Source organism: Trichococcus flocculiformis (assembly GCF_963662535.1).
GTDB lineage: Bacteria > Bacillota > Bacilli > Lactobacillales > Aerococcaceae > Trichococcus > Trichococcus flocculiformis.
In genome coordinates, this window is sequence record NZ_OY759718.1 from 1,384,885 (window position 1) to 1,400,491 (window position 15,607).

The 15,607-nt window shown below is 48.1% G+C and carries 13 protein-coding genes; all 13 read left to right on the forward strand.

What is annotated here, in order from left to right:
* The first annotated feature begins 9 nt into the window (after positions 1-9).
* The 13 genes from ytpR to folE all read left to right on the forward strand — a co-directional run bounded on the left by ytpR (position 10) and on the right by folE (position 15,579).
* Positions 10-624: a YtpR family tRNA-binding protein gene (gene ytpR, locus ACKPCD_RS06700; protein WP_321434447.1), complete on the forward strand. Its 615-nt coding sequence runs from the start codon at positions 10-12 to the stop codon at positions 622-624.
* A 101-nt stretch (positions 625-725) separates the two neighbouring features.
* Positions 726-1,421, forward strand: a complete 696-nt coding sequence (locus ACKPCD_RS06705) for a hypothetical protein (RefSeq protein WP_321434448.1) — start codon at positions 726-728, stop codon at positions 1,419-1,421.
* Between the two features lie 238 nt (positions 1,422-1,659).
* Positions 1,660-2,991, forward strand: coding sequence for a UDP-N-acetylmuramate--L-alanine ligase (gene murC / locus ACKPCD_RS06710; RefSeq protein WP_086988294.1), 1,332 nt, complete (start codon positions 1,660-1,662; stop codon positions 2,989-2,991).
* A gap of 173 nt (positions 2,992-3,164) precedes the next feature.
* Complete coding sequence (locus tag ACKPCD_RS06715) at positions 3,165-3,710, forward strand: MaoC/PaaZ C-terminal domain-containing protein (protein ID WP_407702685.1); 546 nt, start codon at positions 3,165-3,167, stop codon at positions 3,708-3,710.
* A gap of 21 nt (positions 3,711-3,731) precedes the next feature.
* On the forward strand, positions 3,732-6,383 hold the full coding sequence (gene polA / locus ACKPCD_RS06720; RefSeq protein WP_321434449.1) for a DNA polymerase I: 2,652 nt from the start codon (positions 3,732-3,734) through the stop codon (positions 6,381-6,383).
* Positions 6,384-6,419: 36 nt separating this feature from the next.
* Positions 6,420-7,304: a DNA-formamidopyrimidine glycosylase gene (mutM, locus tag ACKPCD_RS06725; RefSeq protein WP_321434450.1), complete on the forward strand. Its 885-nt coding sequence runs from the start codon at positions 6,420-6,422 to the stop codon at positions 7,302-7,304.
* A gap of 6 nt (positions 7,305-7,310) precedes the next feature.
* Complete coding sequence (gene coaE, locus ACKPCD_RS06730) at positions 7,311-7,910, forward strand: dephospho-CoA kinase (RefSeq protein ID WP_068559915.1); 600 nt, start codon at positions 7,311-7,313, stop codon at positions 7,908-7,910.
* Positions 7,911-8,005: 95 nt separating this feature from the next.
* Positions 8,006-8,551, forward strand: a complete 546-nt coding sequence (gene nrdR, locus ACKPCD_RS06735; protein WP_321434451.1) for a transcriptional regulator NrdR — start codon at positions 8,006-8,008, stop codon at positions 8,549-8,551.
* On the forward strand, positions 8,548-9,981 hold the full coding sequence (locus tag ACKPCD_RS06740) for a replication initiation and membrane attachment family protein (protein WP_321434452.1): 1,434 nt from the start codon (positions 8,548-8,550) through the stop codon (positions 9,979-9,981). The genes nrdR and ACKPCD_RS06740 overlap by 4 nt, the downstream gene beginning before the upstream one ends.
* Positions 9,981-10,907 carry a primosomal protein DnaI gene (dnaI, locus tag ACKPCD_RS06745; protein WP_321434453.1) on the forward strand — a complete coding sequence of 309 codons (927 nt, stop codon included), beginning with the start codon at positions 9,981-9,983 and terminating at the stop codon, positions 10,905-10,907. Before ACKPCD_RS06740 ends, dnaI begins: the two co-directional genes overlap by 1 nt.
* 782 nt (positions 10,908-11,689) lie before the next feature.
* Positions 11,690-13,624, forward strand: a complete 1,935-nt coding sequence (gene thrS, locus ACKPCD_RS06750) for a threonine--tRNA ligase (protein WP_321434454.1) — start codon at positions 11,690-11,692, stop codon at positions 13,622-13,624.
* A gap of 188 nt (positions 13,625-13,812) precedes the next feature.
* Entirely contained in the window at positions 13,813-15,003 is a 1,191-nt protein-coding gene (locus ACKPCD_RS06755; RefSeq protein WP_288924931.1) for an amidohydrolase, read from the forward strand.
* Positions 15,004-15,021: 18 nt separating this feature from the next.
* Entirely contained in the window at positions 15,022-15,579 is a 558-nt protein-coding gene (gene folE, locus ACKPCD_RS06760) for a GTP cyclohydrolase I FolE (protein WP_288924932.1), read from the forward strand.
* Positions 15,580-15,607: the final 28 nt, after the last annotated feature.

Sequence of the window (15,607 nt, forward strand, 5' to 3'; positions counted from 1 at the left end):
AAACATAACATGTGGTTAAGTTTTTATAATCGTGAAGCAGTCGGGGATACATTAATGTTGACGAAAGGGGATATCGCTGTCCGCCAAGAACAAGCATGCGAATCAAAAGGCAATGTGACGCGCATTTTCAACAACCGTACAAATGAAACGATGGGCTACAATCTATTTTCGATTTCAGACACGCTGGCGTTGGATGCAAACGGACAAGTGCTGTTATCCGATGAAGAAGCGGAAAAAGTGAATGCTTTGATCCAAGCAGCAGGTTTCAGTGACGCCATCGTCGTCGATCGTTCGCCTAAATTTGTTGTGGGTTACGTCAAGGAATGCGTGCCGCATGAAGACTCCGACCACCTGTCCGTTACGCAAACGGAAGTGGACAACGGTGAAGTGCTGCAGATCGTCTGCGGTGCAGCCAACATCAAAAAAGGCCAACGCGTCGTCGTGGCAAAACCAGGCGCTGTCATGCCTAGTGGTTTGATCATCTGGCCAGGTGAATTGCGCGGCGTAGCCAGCCAGGGCATGATCTGTTCCGCCAAAGAATTGCAATTGGAGAACGCAAGCCCTAAAAAAGGCATCCTTGTGTTGGATGACAGCTATGCAATAGGCGCAGCGTTTTTCAAATAACCCTATGGAATTTTGTCGGAAAAAGAAGTACTATAATAAAGGAATTCCATTGAAACCAGGCAGCGCATTGCCTGAAGCAAAACAAGAGAGGAGTTGACTGGATGAGTCGCTATGATGGACCCAGTTTTTTTCGGCATGACCATCGTTCAGGGATGGATGGAAGTCATCCTGCAACAAATAAGTTTGATTTTCCGAATTACCTGAAAAAAGAGGATGAAGAGCATGGCATGCTGGAAGAAAAAGGCGATTCTGCACAACCGTCCTCCTATATCTCACAAGATTTGCTGCATCCGATGGATACTGTCCCTTACATCCGCCACAACAAAGAGGCATTCGTTTCCTTCAGGGACAAAGTTGTGAAGCCTGCCGAAGATGTTTTTGCAGTCGAGAAAAAAAGACTAAAGGAAGAAAAGCAGAAGGAGCGCCGCACGGAATTGGGCATGCATCCTTTCGCATCCTATAAAAGCAGAAGACCTTTCCAACTGACCGAAGTACCGGAACCGTTGAAAGGTTGGGGAAACCTGCATGAAAAGAGAATCGACTATCGCGCGATCGCAGCCTTATTGAGAAAAAATAGCTCAGATTTGCTTCTTTTCGAATTGGGTGCACCTGTTGAAGACGATGCGGTTTTGAAAGAGGACAACGTGGGAGAAAGTGAGTTGCAGCCGTTGGAAGGCAAATCCAAACGGGCGATGAACCGATCGTTGTTGGGTATCATGGAGCAGGAACGCTCTTACGATGCAACCGGGAAATTTGTCCATGAGGCAGCTGATTCGGCAAGTCACTCTTATTTTTAGTCATGGCATTGTAACATTAACTTGATTTGTATGCTGCGGTTGGTGGCATAATGAAATTATTGACATGTTTGACATCAAATTTTAAATAATTTCATGCATTTTCTTAATTCGTGCGTGCTATACTGGTTCCGGTTCAATAAATGGACAGCAAGTCATCATGTCCTAAGAGAGTGTTTTGAGGCACAAACATCAGAAGGTAGCCGAAAGACTAACCTTCCTTATTCATTTGGAGGTAATTATGGAAACGGAAACGATTTATCATTTTGTCGGCATCAAAGGTTCCGGGATGAGTGCGTTGGCATTGATCCTGCATGGAAAAGGCTATAGAGTCCAAGGTTCCGATGTCGAAACTTATTTCTTTACGCAAAAAGGTTTGGATGATGCAAGCATCACAATCATGCCATTCAACGAAGCGAATATCACACCGGGTCTGACGGTCATCGCAGGGAATGCTTTCCCTGATTCCCATGAGGAAATCGCTAAAGCGAAAGAACTTGGTTTGACGGTTATCCGCTACCATGATTTCATAGGCGAATTGATCAAAAACTATACGAGCGTCGCCATAACCGGTTCTCACGGAAAAACAAGCACAACCGGTTTGTTGTCCCATGTGTTGGACGGGATTGCTCCGACTAGCTATTTGATCGGCGACGGCACTGGCTTCGGCCGGGAAGATGCGGAGTACTTTGTGTTGGAAGCTTGCGAGTACAGACGTCATTTCTTGGCCTATTCACCGGACTACGCCATCATCACGAACATCGATTTCGATCACCCGGATTACTACCAGGATATCAATGATGTTTACAGCGCGTTTGCTGCGTTTGCATCCCAAGTGAAAAAAGGCATCATCGCTTGTGGGGAGGATGCCTATGTCCGTGAACTGAAAGGTAAATATCCGGTAACGTTTTACGGGTTCGCTGAAGACAATGATGTTGTCGCCAAAAATGTCACGAAAAACACAAACGGCAGTCAGTTCGATGTGGAAATAAATGGCGAGTTGTTCGGTCATTTTGAAATCCCGTCATTCGGCACGCACAACATCCTCAACTCATTGGCCATCCTCACATTCTGCTGGTTGGAAGGATTGGACAAAGACAAGGTTGCTGCTCAGTTGAAGACCTTCTCAGGCGTAAAACGTCGCTTCAGCGAAAAATATATTTCGGATATGGTCGTCATCGATGATTATGCCCATCATCCATCCGAAATCCGCGCTACACTCGATGCAGCTAGACAAAAATACCCTGAAAAGGAAATCATTGCGATTTTCCAACCGCATACCTTCACGCGCACGGTTGCTCTGCTTAGTGAGTTCGCCGAGGCGCTGGAATTGGCCGACAAGGTCTTCCTTTGCGATATCTTCGGCTCCGCTCGTGAAAAGGACGGACAGGTTTCGATCGGCGATTTGGCCGAAAAAATCGAAAAAGGCGCAACGGTGTTGAACGTCAACAACATGTCTCCGCTTTTGCAGTTTCATGATGCTGTCGCCATTTTCATGGGTGCAGGGGATGTTCAGAAGTTTGAATTGGCTTACGAAGAACTGTTGAGCCACAGTGTGCCGACAAAAAATTAATTCAATGCATCAAAAAAGTCCAGGAAGCAATTCTTGGGCTTTTTTTGATGCAAGACAGAGCGGGCTTGGTCCGGTTATCTGAATAAATAGGCCCAAACGGTTAAACGGCTTTTATCGGAACGGGGTTTTTGATATGATAGACATATATGTGTTCAAAGAAAGGAAAAGTGAAAATGGGTCTGAAAGATATAAAGCTTGGGAAATCGATTGATGAAATTCAAGAGGGGGATTCGTTGACTGTCACCGAAATCATCGAAGACAAAGATATTTTGCTGTATCTTGGGTTGACGAATGACGGGAACCCGCTCTATATTCAACATGATTATTCGCAGACGACTCGGTTTCATAAACCGATCGTGCCAACCGTATTGTTGGTGGGGATTTTGACGAGCAACGTTTCCAAACATTTACCGGGTCCGGGTTCACATATTGTGGACGTTTCTTTGAATGTGATCGAACCGATCTACCATAACAACATGATAACCTTCAACTTTGAAGTGGAGCGCGTGGACGAACGCCGTGAACAAGTCACAATCAGCGTTGTCGGAACGAATATGGAAAATGAACGAGTATTGGATGCTGAATTGATCGTAGAGACACCCCGCAAATTGATTTTTGATGAGGCAGAGAACGTGATCATGAACGAGCGAACTGAAGTCGAGGAGAATGCCGATAAGGTAGTTTATCCTACAATGATGGCAGATGACGATTCAGAATAAGCAGAGTTAGGATGTTAACAGATGACTGATAAAAAGAAAAAATTACTATTGGTGGATGGCAGCAGTGTGGCTTTCAGATCCTTTTTTGGATTGCCGAATCTGGATGGGTTCCGCAACAAAAACGGCTTGCATACGAACGCGCTCTACGCCTTCAATAATATATTGGAACGCATCTTCCAGACAGAAGAGCCGACGCATCTGTTGGTAGCATTCGATTCAGGAAAAACGACTTTCCGCAATGCCCTTTATGGCGACTACAAAGGCGGGCGTGCAAGCATGCCGTCGGAGTTATCCGAACAGTGGCCCTATTTTGGCGTCCTTGTCCATGCCTTTGGTGGCAAGACGTATGAATTGGTCAATTATGAAGCTGACGATATCATTGGGACTTACTCGCGGATGGCCGATCAAGCCGGCTATGATGTCGTCATCATTTCAGGCGATAAGGATATGATCCAATTGACGACGGATAATATCCGGGTCGATATCACCGTCAAAGGCGTGTCGGAATTGAAATCCTACACCCCGGACGTCATCCGTGAAGAATACGGCATCGAACCGAGACAGATCATCGACATGAAAGGTCTGATGGGCGACTCGTCGGATAATTATCCGGGCGTCACTAAAGTAGGCGAGAAGACTGCTTTGAAACTCTTGACCGAATATGGTTCCATCGAAAATCTATACGAGCATATCGATGAACTGAAGAAAAGCAAGATGAAAGAGAACCTTATCAATGATAAAGAGAATGCGTTCATGAGCAAAACTTTGGCTACAATCGATCTGGACTCGCCGGTGACATTGAAGCTTGATGAACTGGCGGTTGAAGGCAAACAGATCGACAAACTGACCGACTTTTACCGCGAAATGGATTTCAATGGCTTCCTGGACAAACTGGGCGTGGCCTCGGAAGACCGCTCGGAATCCTTCGAGGACATCCATTTCGAAGTCCTGACCGAGATCCGTCCCGAGCATTTTAAGGACCGGATGGCACTGTATGTAGAGATGCTTGAAGACAACTACCATGACGGGAAAATCCTCGCAGTCAGCTGGGGAACGGATGAAAAGATTTACACAGCTTCATTGGAAACAGTGCTGGCAAGTGTTGTTTTCAAGGAATGGGCTGAAAATGCCGGAGCCCATAAAATTGTGTACGACGGCAAACGGACGATGGTCATGCTGCATTACGCCGGTATCGCGCTGGCAGGCATCGACTTTGATATCCTGCTGGCTTCCTACATCCTGAATGCGAAGGACAACAGCAAAGACCTTGCGCAAGTCGCCCAGGAATACGGCTACAACGATGTCTCCTTTGATGAGGCCATCTACGGAAAAGGCGCTAAAACGGCGGTTCCCGAGGATGCAATACTGCATGACCATTTAGCGCGCAAAGTGAAAGCGATCCAGGCGCTGTTTGCCCAATTGAACGCTGAACTGGAAAGCAACGTGCAAAAAGATTTGTATTACGAAATGGAGCTGCCGTTGTCATTTGTCTTGGCGCACATGGAAATCCAAGGGATCAAAGTGGAACCGCAACGCCTGTTGACAATGAAAGAGGAATTTGCCGGCCGCTTGCTTGAAATCGAAAAAACCATCTATGCCGAGGCGGGTGAGGAGTTCAACATCAACTCACCGAAGCAGCTGGGTGTCATCCTGTTCGAGAAGATGGGCTTGCCCGCCATCAAAAAGACGAAAACGGGCTATTCGACAGCGGTGGATGTATTGGAGAAGCTGCAGGCGCAAGCGCCGATCGTGGAGCACATCTTGAACTACCGACAGTTGGCCAAGCTGCAATCCACCTACGTGGAGGGACTCCTGAAATTCATCAAACCGGAAACCGGCAAGATCCATACCCGTTATCAACAGACGTTGACGCAGACCGGTCGTTTGAGTTCCGTCGATCCGAACCTGCAGAACATCCCGATCCGGATGGAGGAAGGCCGGAAAATCAGACAAGCTTTCGTTCCGCAACAAGCAGGTTGGAAGCTGTTCGCCTCCGACTATTCACAAATCGAATTGCGTGTGCTGGCGCATATTTCCGGGGATGAGCATCTGCGCGAAGCCTTCCTGGAAGGCCAGGATATCCATACTTCGACAGCGATGCGTGTATTCGGCATCGAGAAACCGGAAGACGTCACTGCCAATCTGCGCCGACAAGCGAAAGCCGTCAATTTTGGTGTTGTTTATGGCATCAGTGACTACGGTTTGTCCCAAAACCTGAACATCACCCGAAAAGCTGCTCAAGAATTCATTGACCGTTATTTCGACAAATATCCGGGTGTGAAGCAATTCATGGAGGATATCGTCAAGGAAGCGAAAGAGACCGGTTATGTCGAAACGCTGTTCCACAGACGCCGTTACCTACCTGATATCCATAACCGCAATTTCAATCTGCGCTCCTTTGCCGAACGCACGGCCATCAATTCGCCGATCCAAGGCACTGCCGCCGACATCATCAAAGTGGCGATGGTCCGGATGGATAAAGTCCTTAAGGAAAAAGGGCTTCAAGCGAATATGTTGTTGCAGGTGCATGATGAATTGATCTTCGAATGCCCGGAAGAAGAGATTTCGGTCTTGGAAAAATTGGTGCCGGAAATCATGGAGCATGCAGTCGACTTGGCTGTGCCGCTCAAAGTGGACAGCAACTCCGGAGATAGCTGGTATGATGCAAAATAAACAAGGAACAAACCGATAAATGAAAGGGGCCTGCTTATGCCGGAATTGCCAGAAGTAGAAACCATCCGCAAAGGACTCATCAACCTTGTCGGAGGAGCCGTCATCATAGATGTAGCCGTCTTTTGGGATCGTATGATCACGCCGCCTTTCTCCACGGAACGTTTCAAGACGGTTCTGCGGGGGGAGCAGATCCACACCATCGAACGCCGCGGCAAGTATCTGATCTTTTTGTTGGACCACTGGGCGATGATTTCCCATCTGCGGATGGAAGGCAAATATGAGGTCAGCGAAGCCGGTGAACCGATCAAGAAGCATACGCATGTCATTTTTTATCTCGCCGATGGCCGCCAATTGCGTTACCTTGATGTGCGCAAGTTCGGTAAATTTACGTTGTTGCCGATCGAAAAGCGGGATGAGTATGAACCTTTCAAAAAAATGGGGCCGGAACCGACCGCGGATTTCTTCAAATTGAGCAAATTCAAAAAGGATCTTTCCAAGTCGCATCGCGCAATCAAAGCGGTCATCCTGGACCAGAACATTGTGGCCGGCGTCGGGAACATTTATGCGGATGAATCACTTTTCCAAGCTAAAATCCATCCCCTGCAAGCCGCCGATACAATCGGCCCGGCTGCAGCCAAAAGGCTGCATGAAGCCATCATGGATGTGATCAGTAGATCAGTGGAGGCCGGAGGGTCGACGATCCGGACCTACAAAAATACGTTAGGAGAGGCCGGTAAATTCCAAGTCTCGCTTGCCGTTTACGGTCAAACCGGGCAACCTTGTCCGAACTGTGGTCATCCGATCGAAAAGATAAGGGTTGCACAGCGAGGAACGCATTATTGTCCGCATTGTCAACAACTGCCGAAGACGCGTTCAAAGGCACCAGACATCACTGATATTGCCTACAAAGGGGCGAAATAAACGAACATGAGCTATATATTAGGACTTACAGGAAGCATCGCTACAGGGAAATCGACTGTAGCGAAGCTGTTTTTGTCTGCGGGCATTCCGGTTGTCGATGCAGACTTAGGAGCAAGGGCTGTCGTTCTTCCGGGTGCACCAGGGTTAGCGGACATCATCGAACATTTTGGGGAAGCCTATCTGCTGTCTGATGGTACGTTGGATCGCAAACGTTTGGGAGCGCTGATCTTTTCGGATAGGGAGAAGCGTAAAGAACTGGATGTGTTGCTGAAGGAGCGCATCAATGATTGGATACAGGCAGAAAAAGAGCGTTATATTTCGGAAGGGCACAAACTGATTGTGCTGGATATCCCATTGCTGTACGAAGGCGGGTATGAGGACAGTTGCGATGCTGTGATGGTCGTCTATGTTCCAGAAGAACTGCAAGTGCAAAGGCTGATGAGCCGCAACCATTTGGATGCGGATGAAGCTACCCGGAGGATGCAAAGTCAGCTGTCGATCGAGAAGAAAAAAGAACTGGCTGACTTTGTCATCGACAATTCCGGAACAATTGAAGAAACAAAAAAACAAGTCAACGATTGGCTGCTCAAACATAGAACTGTGTAGCCTGAAAGTGCCATAAAGACCATCTTTTCAAGGTTTTTGAGCCACAAGTATGTTATAATGAAGCGATAATAAACGAAAGAAAAGGGGGAAAGCCGATGCAATGCCCAAAATGTCACTATCACGGATCGCGTGTTGTCGATAGTCGTCCGGCTGATGACGGGAAAGCCATCCGCCGCCGTCGCGAATGCGAACAATGCCATTTCCGTTTCACTACATTCGAAAGGATCGAGCAAACGCCGTTGCTTGTCATCAAAAAAAATGGCGCGCGCGAAGAATTCAGCCGTGAAAAGTTGTTGCGGGGATTGATCCGCTCCTGCGAAAAACGGCCGATCGCCCTTGAACAGCTGGAGACTGTCGTCAATGAGGTGGAAGCCGAAATCCGAGCGCTCGGAGAAAACGAAGTATCCAGCATCGTCATCGGGGAATACGTCATGGACAAGTTGGCCAAAATTGATGATGTCGCCTACATCCGTTTCGCAAGTGTTTACCGCCAATTTTCGGACCGGAAAACCTTCCTTGATGAATTGAAGAATATGGAGAAGAAAAAAGCCGAACAAGCGGCTGCTGAAGCTTCAGACATCCAACCATCCGATGCTCCTCCCCACGAGGCAGCCCCCGGAAAGGAAGACAATGAACAATGAGTTATCCATGGCAAAATATAAGTCCTAAGGATGCTTTCAGAGCAAGCCAGACGAACTTAATTTCCGATGTGGACCGCAAAATCCTGACGCAATTGTATCAGCCCATCATCGGGCCGCAAGCGTTCAGCCTTTATTTGACGCTGCTTGCGGAGATTCCGCAGGAGAGCTATTGGAGTAAGGATTTGCTTCACACCGAATTATTGGCTCTATCAAACAGCGGAATCCAAGAGTTCTATCAAGCGCGCGTGAAATTGGAAGGAATCGGTTTGCTGAAGACATTTCTGGTAAACGAGCCTGAGAAGCAATACCTTTACGAATTGCAGCAGCCGCTGTCCAGTCATGCTTTTTTCAGTGATGACCTGATGGGGTTGCTGTTGTACGAAAAAGTCGGCGAACGGAAATACCGTGAGTTGCAGCAACGGTTCAGTCGGCAAGTCCGCGACCTAAAAAATGCGGAAAATATTACCAAGTCCTTTTTGGATGTTTTTTCTTTCTCGGAAAGCGCCTTTACGGAGCAAGCGCGGATGAGGCAGAACGATAATACGTTGTTGGGTGATAATGCGGCAAGTCTGCCCGTTATCGAGAATGATGGTTTTGACTTCTCGTTTTTCCGGCAGTTGTTGAACAAACAATTTGTTAAACGCGAATCCATCACAAAGGAATTGGAGCACACAATCACTATCCTCTACACCCTGTATGGTTGCGACGAACTTCAGATGGCCCAGTTTATTCTGGAGGCCGCCGATATCGAATCCGGCAAAGTAGACGGAGAAACGCTCAAAAAAATTGTATCCGATGCCTATGAACAGAGACACAGCACCCGTTTGGAAGTAAAGGACAAAGTCACCCAGAGCATCCAACTGGCTAAAGATACTGAAAAAGGCCGGGAACAAAAATTGATTCAGGCGCGTTTTTCCAGTGAAGAGATTTCGTTCATCAAGGCGTGCGAACAATTGACGCCGCATCAATTTTTGACCAGCATCAAAAAGCAGAAAGGCGGCATCGTGACCGCCTCGGAGACGCAATTGTTGCGTACGCTGATGGAAAAGGCTGATTTCAAACCGAGTGTGCTCAACGTATTGACGCACTATGTGTTGGTCATCCTCAATAATCCGCATCTTTCCAAGGCCTATGTGGAAGCCATCGCAAACGATTGGCTGCAGGACGGTGTCGATTCGCCCGAAAAAGCGTTGGCGAAAGCAAAACAATTCGCCGGCGAGATGAAAGCGAAAGCGGAGAAGCGGGCAGCCAGCCGAACGACCGCAAAGAATTACGGGAAAACGGTGGCGCGCAAGAAAGAAAACTTGCCGGATTGGGCTAAAGAGGAGCACAAAGCGGTTGTGGAAACACCGCTGACGCCGGAAGCCCAACAAAAATTGAATGAACGCATCAAAAAATTAAAAAGTAGCGGAAAGGCAGGGGATGAGTGATGGATCATATCGGAAGAGCATTCTACAAATATATGAATAATCCCGAAATCAGCCAGCGCTACAAAGGCATGATCGACACAATCATGAAGGATGCCGATGTCCAAGCGTTCTTCCAGAAACACGAAGAGCGCCTGTCGCGGGAAATCGTCGAGAGAAGTTATTCGAAATTGCACGAATATGTGCAGGAAAAAGAGAAGATCCGGTTGGGGAAAGAATCGCAGAATCCCGGCTATGAGCCGAACCTCGTATTGAATGCCGGTTACATAGATGTCGTCTATACGCCGACGGACGAGACGATGGCGAGGGAAAAAGAAAAGGAATTGCGGAGCCGCGTCCATTCCATGTCGATGCCGAAGGATGTCCGTACGGCGACGTTGGAGCGGTTTGTCCAATCAAACGAGCGGATGCCCGCCATTCTGGAGTCGTTGAATTTTATTGATTCATTCAATGGGAATCCGAAAGAGCATCACCAAGCGTTGTATTTCTACGGGCCTTTCGGAGTAGGGAAATCTTATCTGTTGGGTGCGATTGCGCATGAATTGGCAATGGGCGGCCATCTGACGACACTGATGCATTATCCGACCTTCACGATGGAGATGAAGCAGGCGATCCAGAGCAACACGGTCAACGAAAAGATCGATGCCGTGAAGAAGGCGGAGATTCTGATGTTGGACGATATCGGAGCTGAGGCCAATTCCACCTGGATCCGTGATGAAGTGCTCGGTGTCATCCTTCAGTACCGGATGCAGGAAGACTTGCCGACCTTCTTCAGTTCCAACTTTACGATGCAGCAGTTGGAGGAACATTTGCGCATGGGCAACCGAGGCGACGATGAACCGATGAAGGCGAAACGTCTGATGGAGCGGATCCGCTTCCTGTCGCGCGAGGTTCCTATGACCGGGAAGAACCGTCGCTTCGAGCAATAGGCTGACGGAGCGCTGTGCTGCAATCAAAAAAGTTGGCTAGCTTCACGGGTAAGCCCTTCGGAAAGGAAAAAGGAACCCCTTGTCTCTATGAGCCAAGGATACTGTTCGACTAACCTGCTGACGCAGGAAGTCTCTCAGCATATTGCGCTCTACGATGCTCAGTTGCATGGGACTTTTAGGGATTCATCCCTTAGAGTCCCAGTACAAGGTGACCGTAGGGAACGTTGCGGCTCGATTTCCTAAATTGTCATGACTCTTGCGATTTCAATCGCTTAGTCCTGTCATCAGGCCATCCAACTGGTCTCGTAGTGAGGCCCTCTGATGTCGCACTGTGACATCAGAGTACTTGACCGTTTAGGTCACAGTGTTTCCTTAATCAGGGCTGACCGAACCCGTTCAGCTTTTCTTATTTTAAGCTTGAAAACAATTATTTTTTGTGTTTAAATGGACTACAGATGAAACGAAAGACAAATCGATGAGAAAGACACCGATGGATGAACTGATTTTTAGCGAGGGATGGCTTGGTGAAACATCCTAATCAATCATGTATCGACCCCTTTCGAGAGATTCCCTGAAACTTCAGTAGGGGGAAACGGTACGCTCGTTATCGCGTTCAAGTAAGGATGAGGCAGAATCTTAAGCGGATGGCTGTCGCACTCTTTGAATTTGGGTGGAACCACGTAGACACGTCCCATTTCCGGCACAAGCTGGGGATGGGCTTTTTTTATTGCCTTTTTTAACATTTAGGCACGTACAGAATTTAATTAACTGGAGGAATCAGCATGTCAGAAATCAAAATCACTTTTCCAGACGGCGCCGTAAAAGTATTCGAATCCGGCGTAACAGTGGAAGAAGTAGCAAAAAGCATCAGCAACAGCCTGGCCAAAAAAGCTTTGGCCGGAAAATTCAATGGGGAATTGGTCGACTTCACACGTCAGTTGGAGACGGATGGTTCGCTTGAAATCGTGACTCCGGATCACGCAGACGGATTGGGTATCCTGCGCCACTCGACTGCCCATTTGATGGCGCATGCCCTGACGCGCCTGTTCCCGGAAATCCATTTCGGCGTCGGTCCAGCGATCGAAGCAGGTTTCTACTACGATACCGATATGGAAGTGCAGCTTGCCGAAGAGGACTTGCCGAAAGTCGAAGCGGAAATGATGAACATCGTGAAGGCGAACTATCCGATCGTCAGACGTGAAGTGAGCCGTGCGGAAGCATTGGAAATCTTCGCAAATGACCCTTACAAAGTCGAATTGATCACTGCGTTGCCTGAGGGTGACGTCATCACCGTCTATACGCAAGAGGACTTCACGGACCTTTGCCGCGGTGTCCATGTGCCGGCAACAGGCAAAATCCAAGTCTTCAAGTTGTTGTCATTGGCGGGTGCCTACTGGAGAGGGAACTCGAACAACAAAATGATGCAACGTGTCTATGGAACAGCCTTCTTCGACAAGAAAGCCCTAGCTGAATTCATCAAAATGCGCGAAGAAGCAAAAGAACGCGATCACCGTAAATTAGGCAAAGAGCTGGATCTGTTCATGATCGCTCCTGAAGTCGGTTCCGGTTTGCCTTTCTGGTTGCCGAAAGGCGCGACGATCCGTCGTACGCTTGAGCGTTACATCGTCGACAAAGAAGTGAGCCTGGGTTACCAGCACGTCTACACGCCGATCATGGCGAATGTGGAATTGTACAAAACTTCCGGCCACTGGGACCACTACCATGAAGATATGTTCCCGCCGATGGATATGGGCGATGGCGAAATGTTGGTGTTGCGTCCGATGAACTGTCCGCATCATATGATGGTCTATAAAAACGATATCCACAGCTACCGTGAATTGCCGATCCGCATCGCTGAGTTGGGTATGATGCACCGTTACGAAAAGAGTGGCGCTTTGTCCGGATTGCAGCGCGTGCGTGAAATGACTCTGAATGATGCCCATGCATTTGTCCGTCCGGATCAGATCAAGGACGAGTTCAAACGCGTACTGCAGTTGGTCATGGATGTTTATGCAGATTTCCAGATCACTGATTACCGTTTCCGTTTGAGCTACCGCGATCCTGAAGACAAAGTGAAATACTTTGATGATGATGATATGTGGAATAAAGCGGAAGCGATGCTGAAGGAAGCGATGGATGAATTCGGTCTTGAATACTTCGAAGCTATCGGAGAAGCTGCGTTTTACGGCCCTAAATTGGACGTGCAGTTCAAAACAGCGATGGGATTGGAAGAAACGATGTCCACGATTCAATTGGACTTCCTGTTGCCTGAGCGCTTCGACCTGACTTATGTCGGCGAAGACGGCGAAAATAACCATCGTCCAGTCGTTATTCACCGAGGTGTCATTTCCACAATGGAGCGTTTTGTGGCGTATTTGATTGAAGAGTACAAAGGTGCGTTCCCGGTATGGTTGGCTCCTGTCCAAGCGACGATCATCCCTGTAAACTTGGACCTGCATGCTGATCAAGCTTTTGAACTGAAAACCGTAATGGAACAGTTGGGTATGCGCGTTGAAGTCGACGACCGCAACGAGAAGATGGGCTACAAGATCCGTGCTTCCCAGACTCAAAAAATCCCTTACCAATTGGTCATCGGTGACCAGGAATTGGTGAACGGAACCGTCACTGTCCGCCGCTACGGCTCGAAAGAAATGGTTACTTTCAGCATGGATGATTTCTTGGCTGAAATTCAATCTGAAATCAAAAACTTCAAATAATCTTATCAAATCCACATTTTTCTGAGCAAATCATGATACAATAAGTTTCAGTGATGTAGCTTTGATTCTGTTAGCTTGACGAAGGCCCGGAACATGGCAGTTTGTGTTCCGGGCCTTTATTTTCTTATATAACTAGGCAAGTATAAAATTTTTTTAGTATATTTTGCTGGATAGGGGATGAAGGGTTTATGTTAAGAGAAGAATTGATGAAAATGCTGGATGGCCGTGAAGATGACATGATCGCTTTGCGCCGTCATTTCCACGAGCATCCTGAATTGTCATTCGACGAGAAAGAAACGGCTGCGTTCATCGCCCGTTTCTATGAAAATAAATCGGTTGATGTACAAACGAACGTCGGGAACGGCTATGGCATCATCGTCACGATCAAAGGAAATAAACCCGGCCGGACCATCGCGCTTCGGGCAGATTTCGATGCGCTCCAGATCGAGGAGCAGACCGGTCTGCCGTTCGCATCGAAAAATCACGGTGTCATGCATGCTTGTGGCCATGACGGGCATACCGCTTACCTGATGATCTTGGCGGATTGTCTTATCCGCTTGCGGGACCAATGGGAAGGAACCGTTAAAATTGTGCACCAACATGCCGAAGAGATGGCTCCGGCCGGTGCCAAGAGCATCATGGACTCCGGCTTATTAGATGATGTCGATGAAATCTATGGCATCCATTTCTATCCGGACTATGAAGTGGGTACCGTCTTTTATACGAGCGGATTCGCCTACGCTGGCTGCAGTGACATCAAAGTCACGATCCAGGGGACAGGCGGGCATGGTTCGCAACCGCATCGCTCCAATGATACGATTGTGGCGGCCTCCAGTTTCGTGATGAACCTGCAGACCATCGTTTCCCGGCGCATCAACCCTTATGACATGGCTGTCGTGACGATCGGCTCTTTCGAGGCGGTCGGCAGCAGTAATGTCATCAAGGATAGTCTGATTCTGCGCGGGGATGCCCGCTATATGGATCTTGAGGTGGGAAAAGTCATCGAGGAACACTTCCACCGGATCGGTCGCGGTCTTGAGGAGATGTATGACGTGAAGGTAGAAATCGACTACAACTCCGATTACCCGCCTTTATACAACCATCCAAAAGAGACTGCCAAAGCAGTAGCTGTTCTGGAACAAAACGGTGTCGGTTCTTATTTGAACCAAGTCATCGCAACTTCTGCCAACACTGGAGCGGAGGATTTCGGACAGTATCTGTTGAAAATCCCCGGCGCTTTCCTGAATGTCGGTGCCCGTCCGAACCAGGCAGAAGTGTTCAATAATCATCACCCAAAATTCGACATCAATGAAAAAGCTCTATTGGTCGCAGCTAAAGCAGTCGCTGACATCACCCTTGCGGCGTTATCCGCAAAATGAGCGTTTAGGAGGATAAATATGGATTTAGAGAAGATAGAAGTCGCTGTCCAAATGATTTTGGAGGCGATCGGGGAAGACCCGAAGCGCTCAGGGTTGCAGGATACACCAAAGCGCGTGGCGCGCATGTATGCAGAAATTTTTTCCGGTCTCGAAAAAGATCCAGCCGATCACGCCAAAGTGATCTTTCATGAAGATACAGACGAAATCGTGTTAGTGAAGGATATTCCTTTCTATTCAACTTGCGAACATCATCTGGTTCCGTTTTTTGGTGTGGGGCATATCGCTTATATGCCGAAAGATGGACAGGTGATCGGTTTGAGCAAACTTGCCCGCATCCTGGATGAAGTCAGCAAAAAACCGCAGATACAGGAGCGCATCACGACGACGGTTGCGGATATTCTGATGGAGCATCTGGAACCGCAGGGAGTCATGGTCGTTTTGGAAGCCGAGCATATGTGCATGACCATGCGCGGCGTGAAAAAACCGGGCAGCAAGACTGTGACATCCGCAGTCCGTGGTGGATTCAAGCAATCCTTCAAATCCAGAAGTGAAGTACTGGAATTGATCAAACTTTAAACGAAGTACACGCTGATGAGGAGAATGG

What these genes read in the sequence shown, in the direction of transcription:
- dnaI (WP_321434453.1), top strand. Translation starts at nt 9,981, where the DNA reads ATGGATCATATCGGAAGAGCATTCTACAAATATATGAATAATCCCGAA.
- coaE (WP_068559915.1), top strand. Translation starts at nt 7,311, where the DNA reads ATGAGCTATATATTAGGACTTACAGGAAGCATCGCTACAGGGAAATCG.
- ACKPCD_RS06705 (WP_321434448.1), top strand. Translation starts at nt 726, where the DNA reads ATGAGTCGCTATGATGGACCCAGTTTTTTTCGGCATGACCATCGTTCA.
- nrdR (WP_321434451.1), top strand. Translation starts at nt 8,006, where the DNA reads ATGCAATGCCCAAAATGTCACTATCACGGATCGCGTGTTGTCGATAGT.
- mutM (WP_321434450.1), top strand. Translation starts at nt 6,420, where the DNA reads ATGCCGGAATTGCCAGAAGTAGAAACCATCCGCAAAGGACTCATCAAC.
- polA (WP_321434449.1), top strand. Translation starts at nt 3,732, where the DNA reads ATGACTGATAAAAAGAAAAAATTACTATTGGTGGATGGCAGCAGTGTG.
- ACKPCD_RS06755 (WP_288924931.1), top strand. Translation starts at nt 13,813, where the DNA reads ATGTTAAGAGAAGAATTGATGAAAATGCTGGATGGCCGTGAAGATGAC.
- ACKPCD_RS06740 (WP_321434452.1), top strand. Translation starts at nt 8,548, where the DNA reads ATGAGTTATCCATGGCAAAATATAAGTCCTAAGGATGCTTTCAGAGCA.
- folE (WP_288924932.1), top strand. Translation starts at nt 15,022, where the DNA reads ATGGATTTAGAGAAGATAGAAGTCGCTGTCCAAATGATTTTGGAGGCG.
- ACKPCD_RS06715 (WP_407702685.1), top strand. Translation starts at nt 3,165, where the DNA reads ATGGGTCTGAAAGATATAAAGCTTGGGAAATCGATTGATGAAATTCAA.
- ytpR (WP_321434447.1), top strand. Translation starts at nt 10, where the DNA reads ATGTGGTTAAGTTTTTATAATCGTGAAGCAGTCGGGGATACATTAATG.
- murC (WP_086988294.1), top strand. Translation starts at nt 1,660, where the DNA reads ATGGAAACGGAAACGATTTATCATTTTGTCGGCATCAAAGGTTCCGGG.
- thrS (WP_321434454.1), top strand. Translation starts at nt 11,690, where the DNA reads ATGTCAGAAATCAAAATCACTTTTCCAGACGGCGCCGTAAAAGTATTC.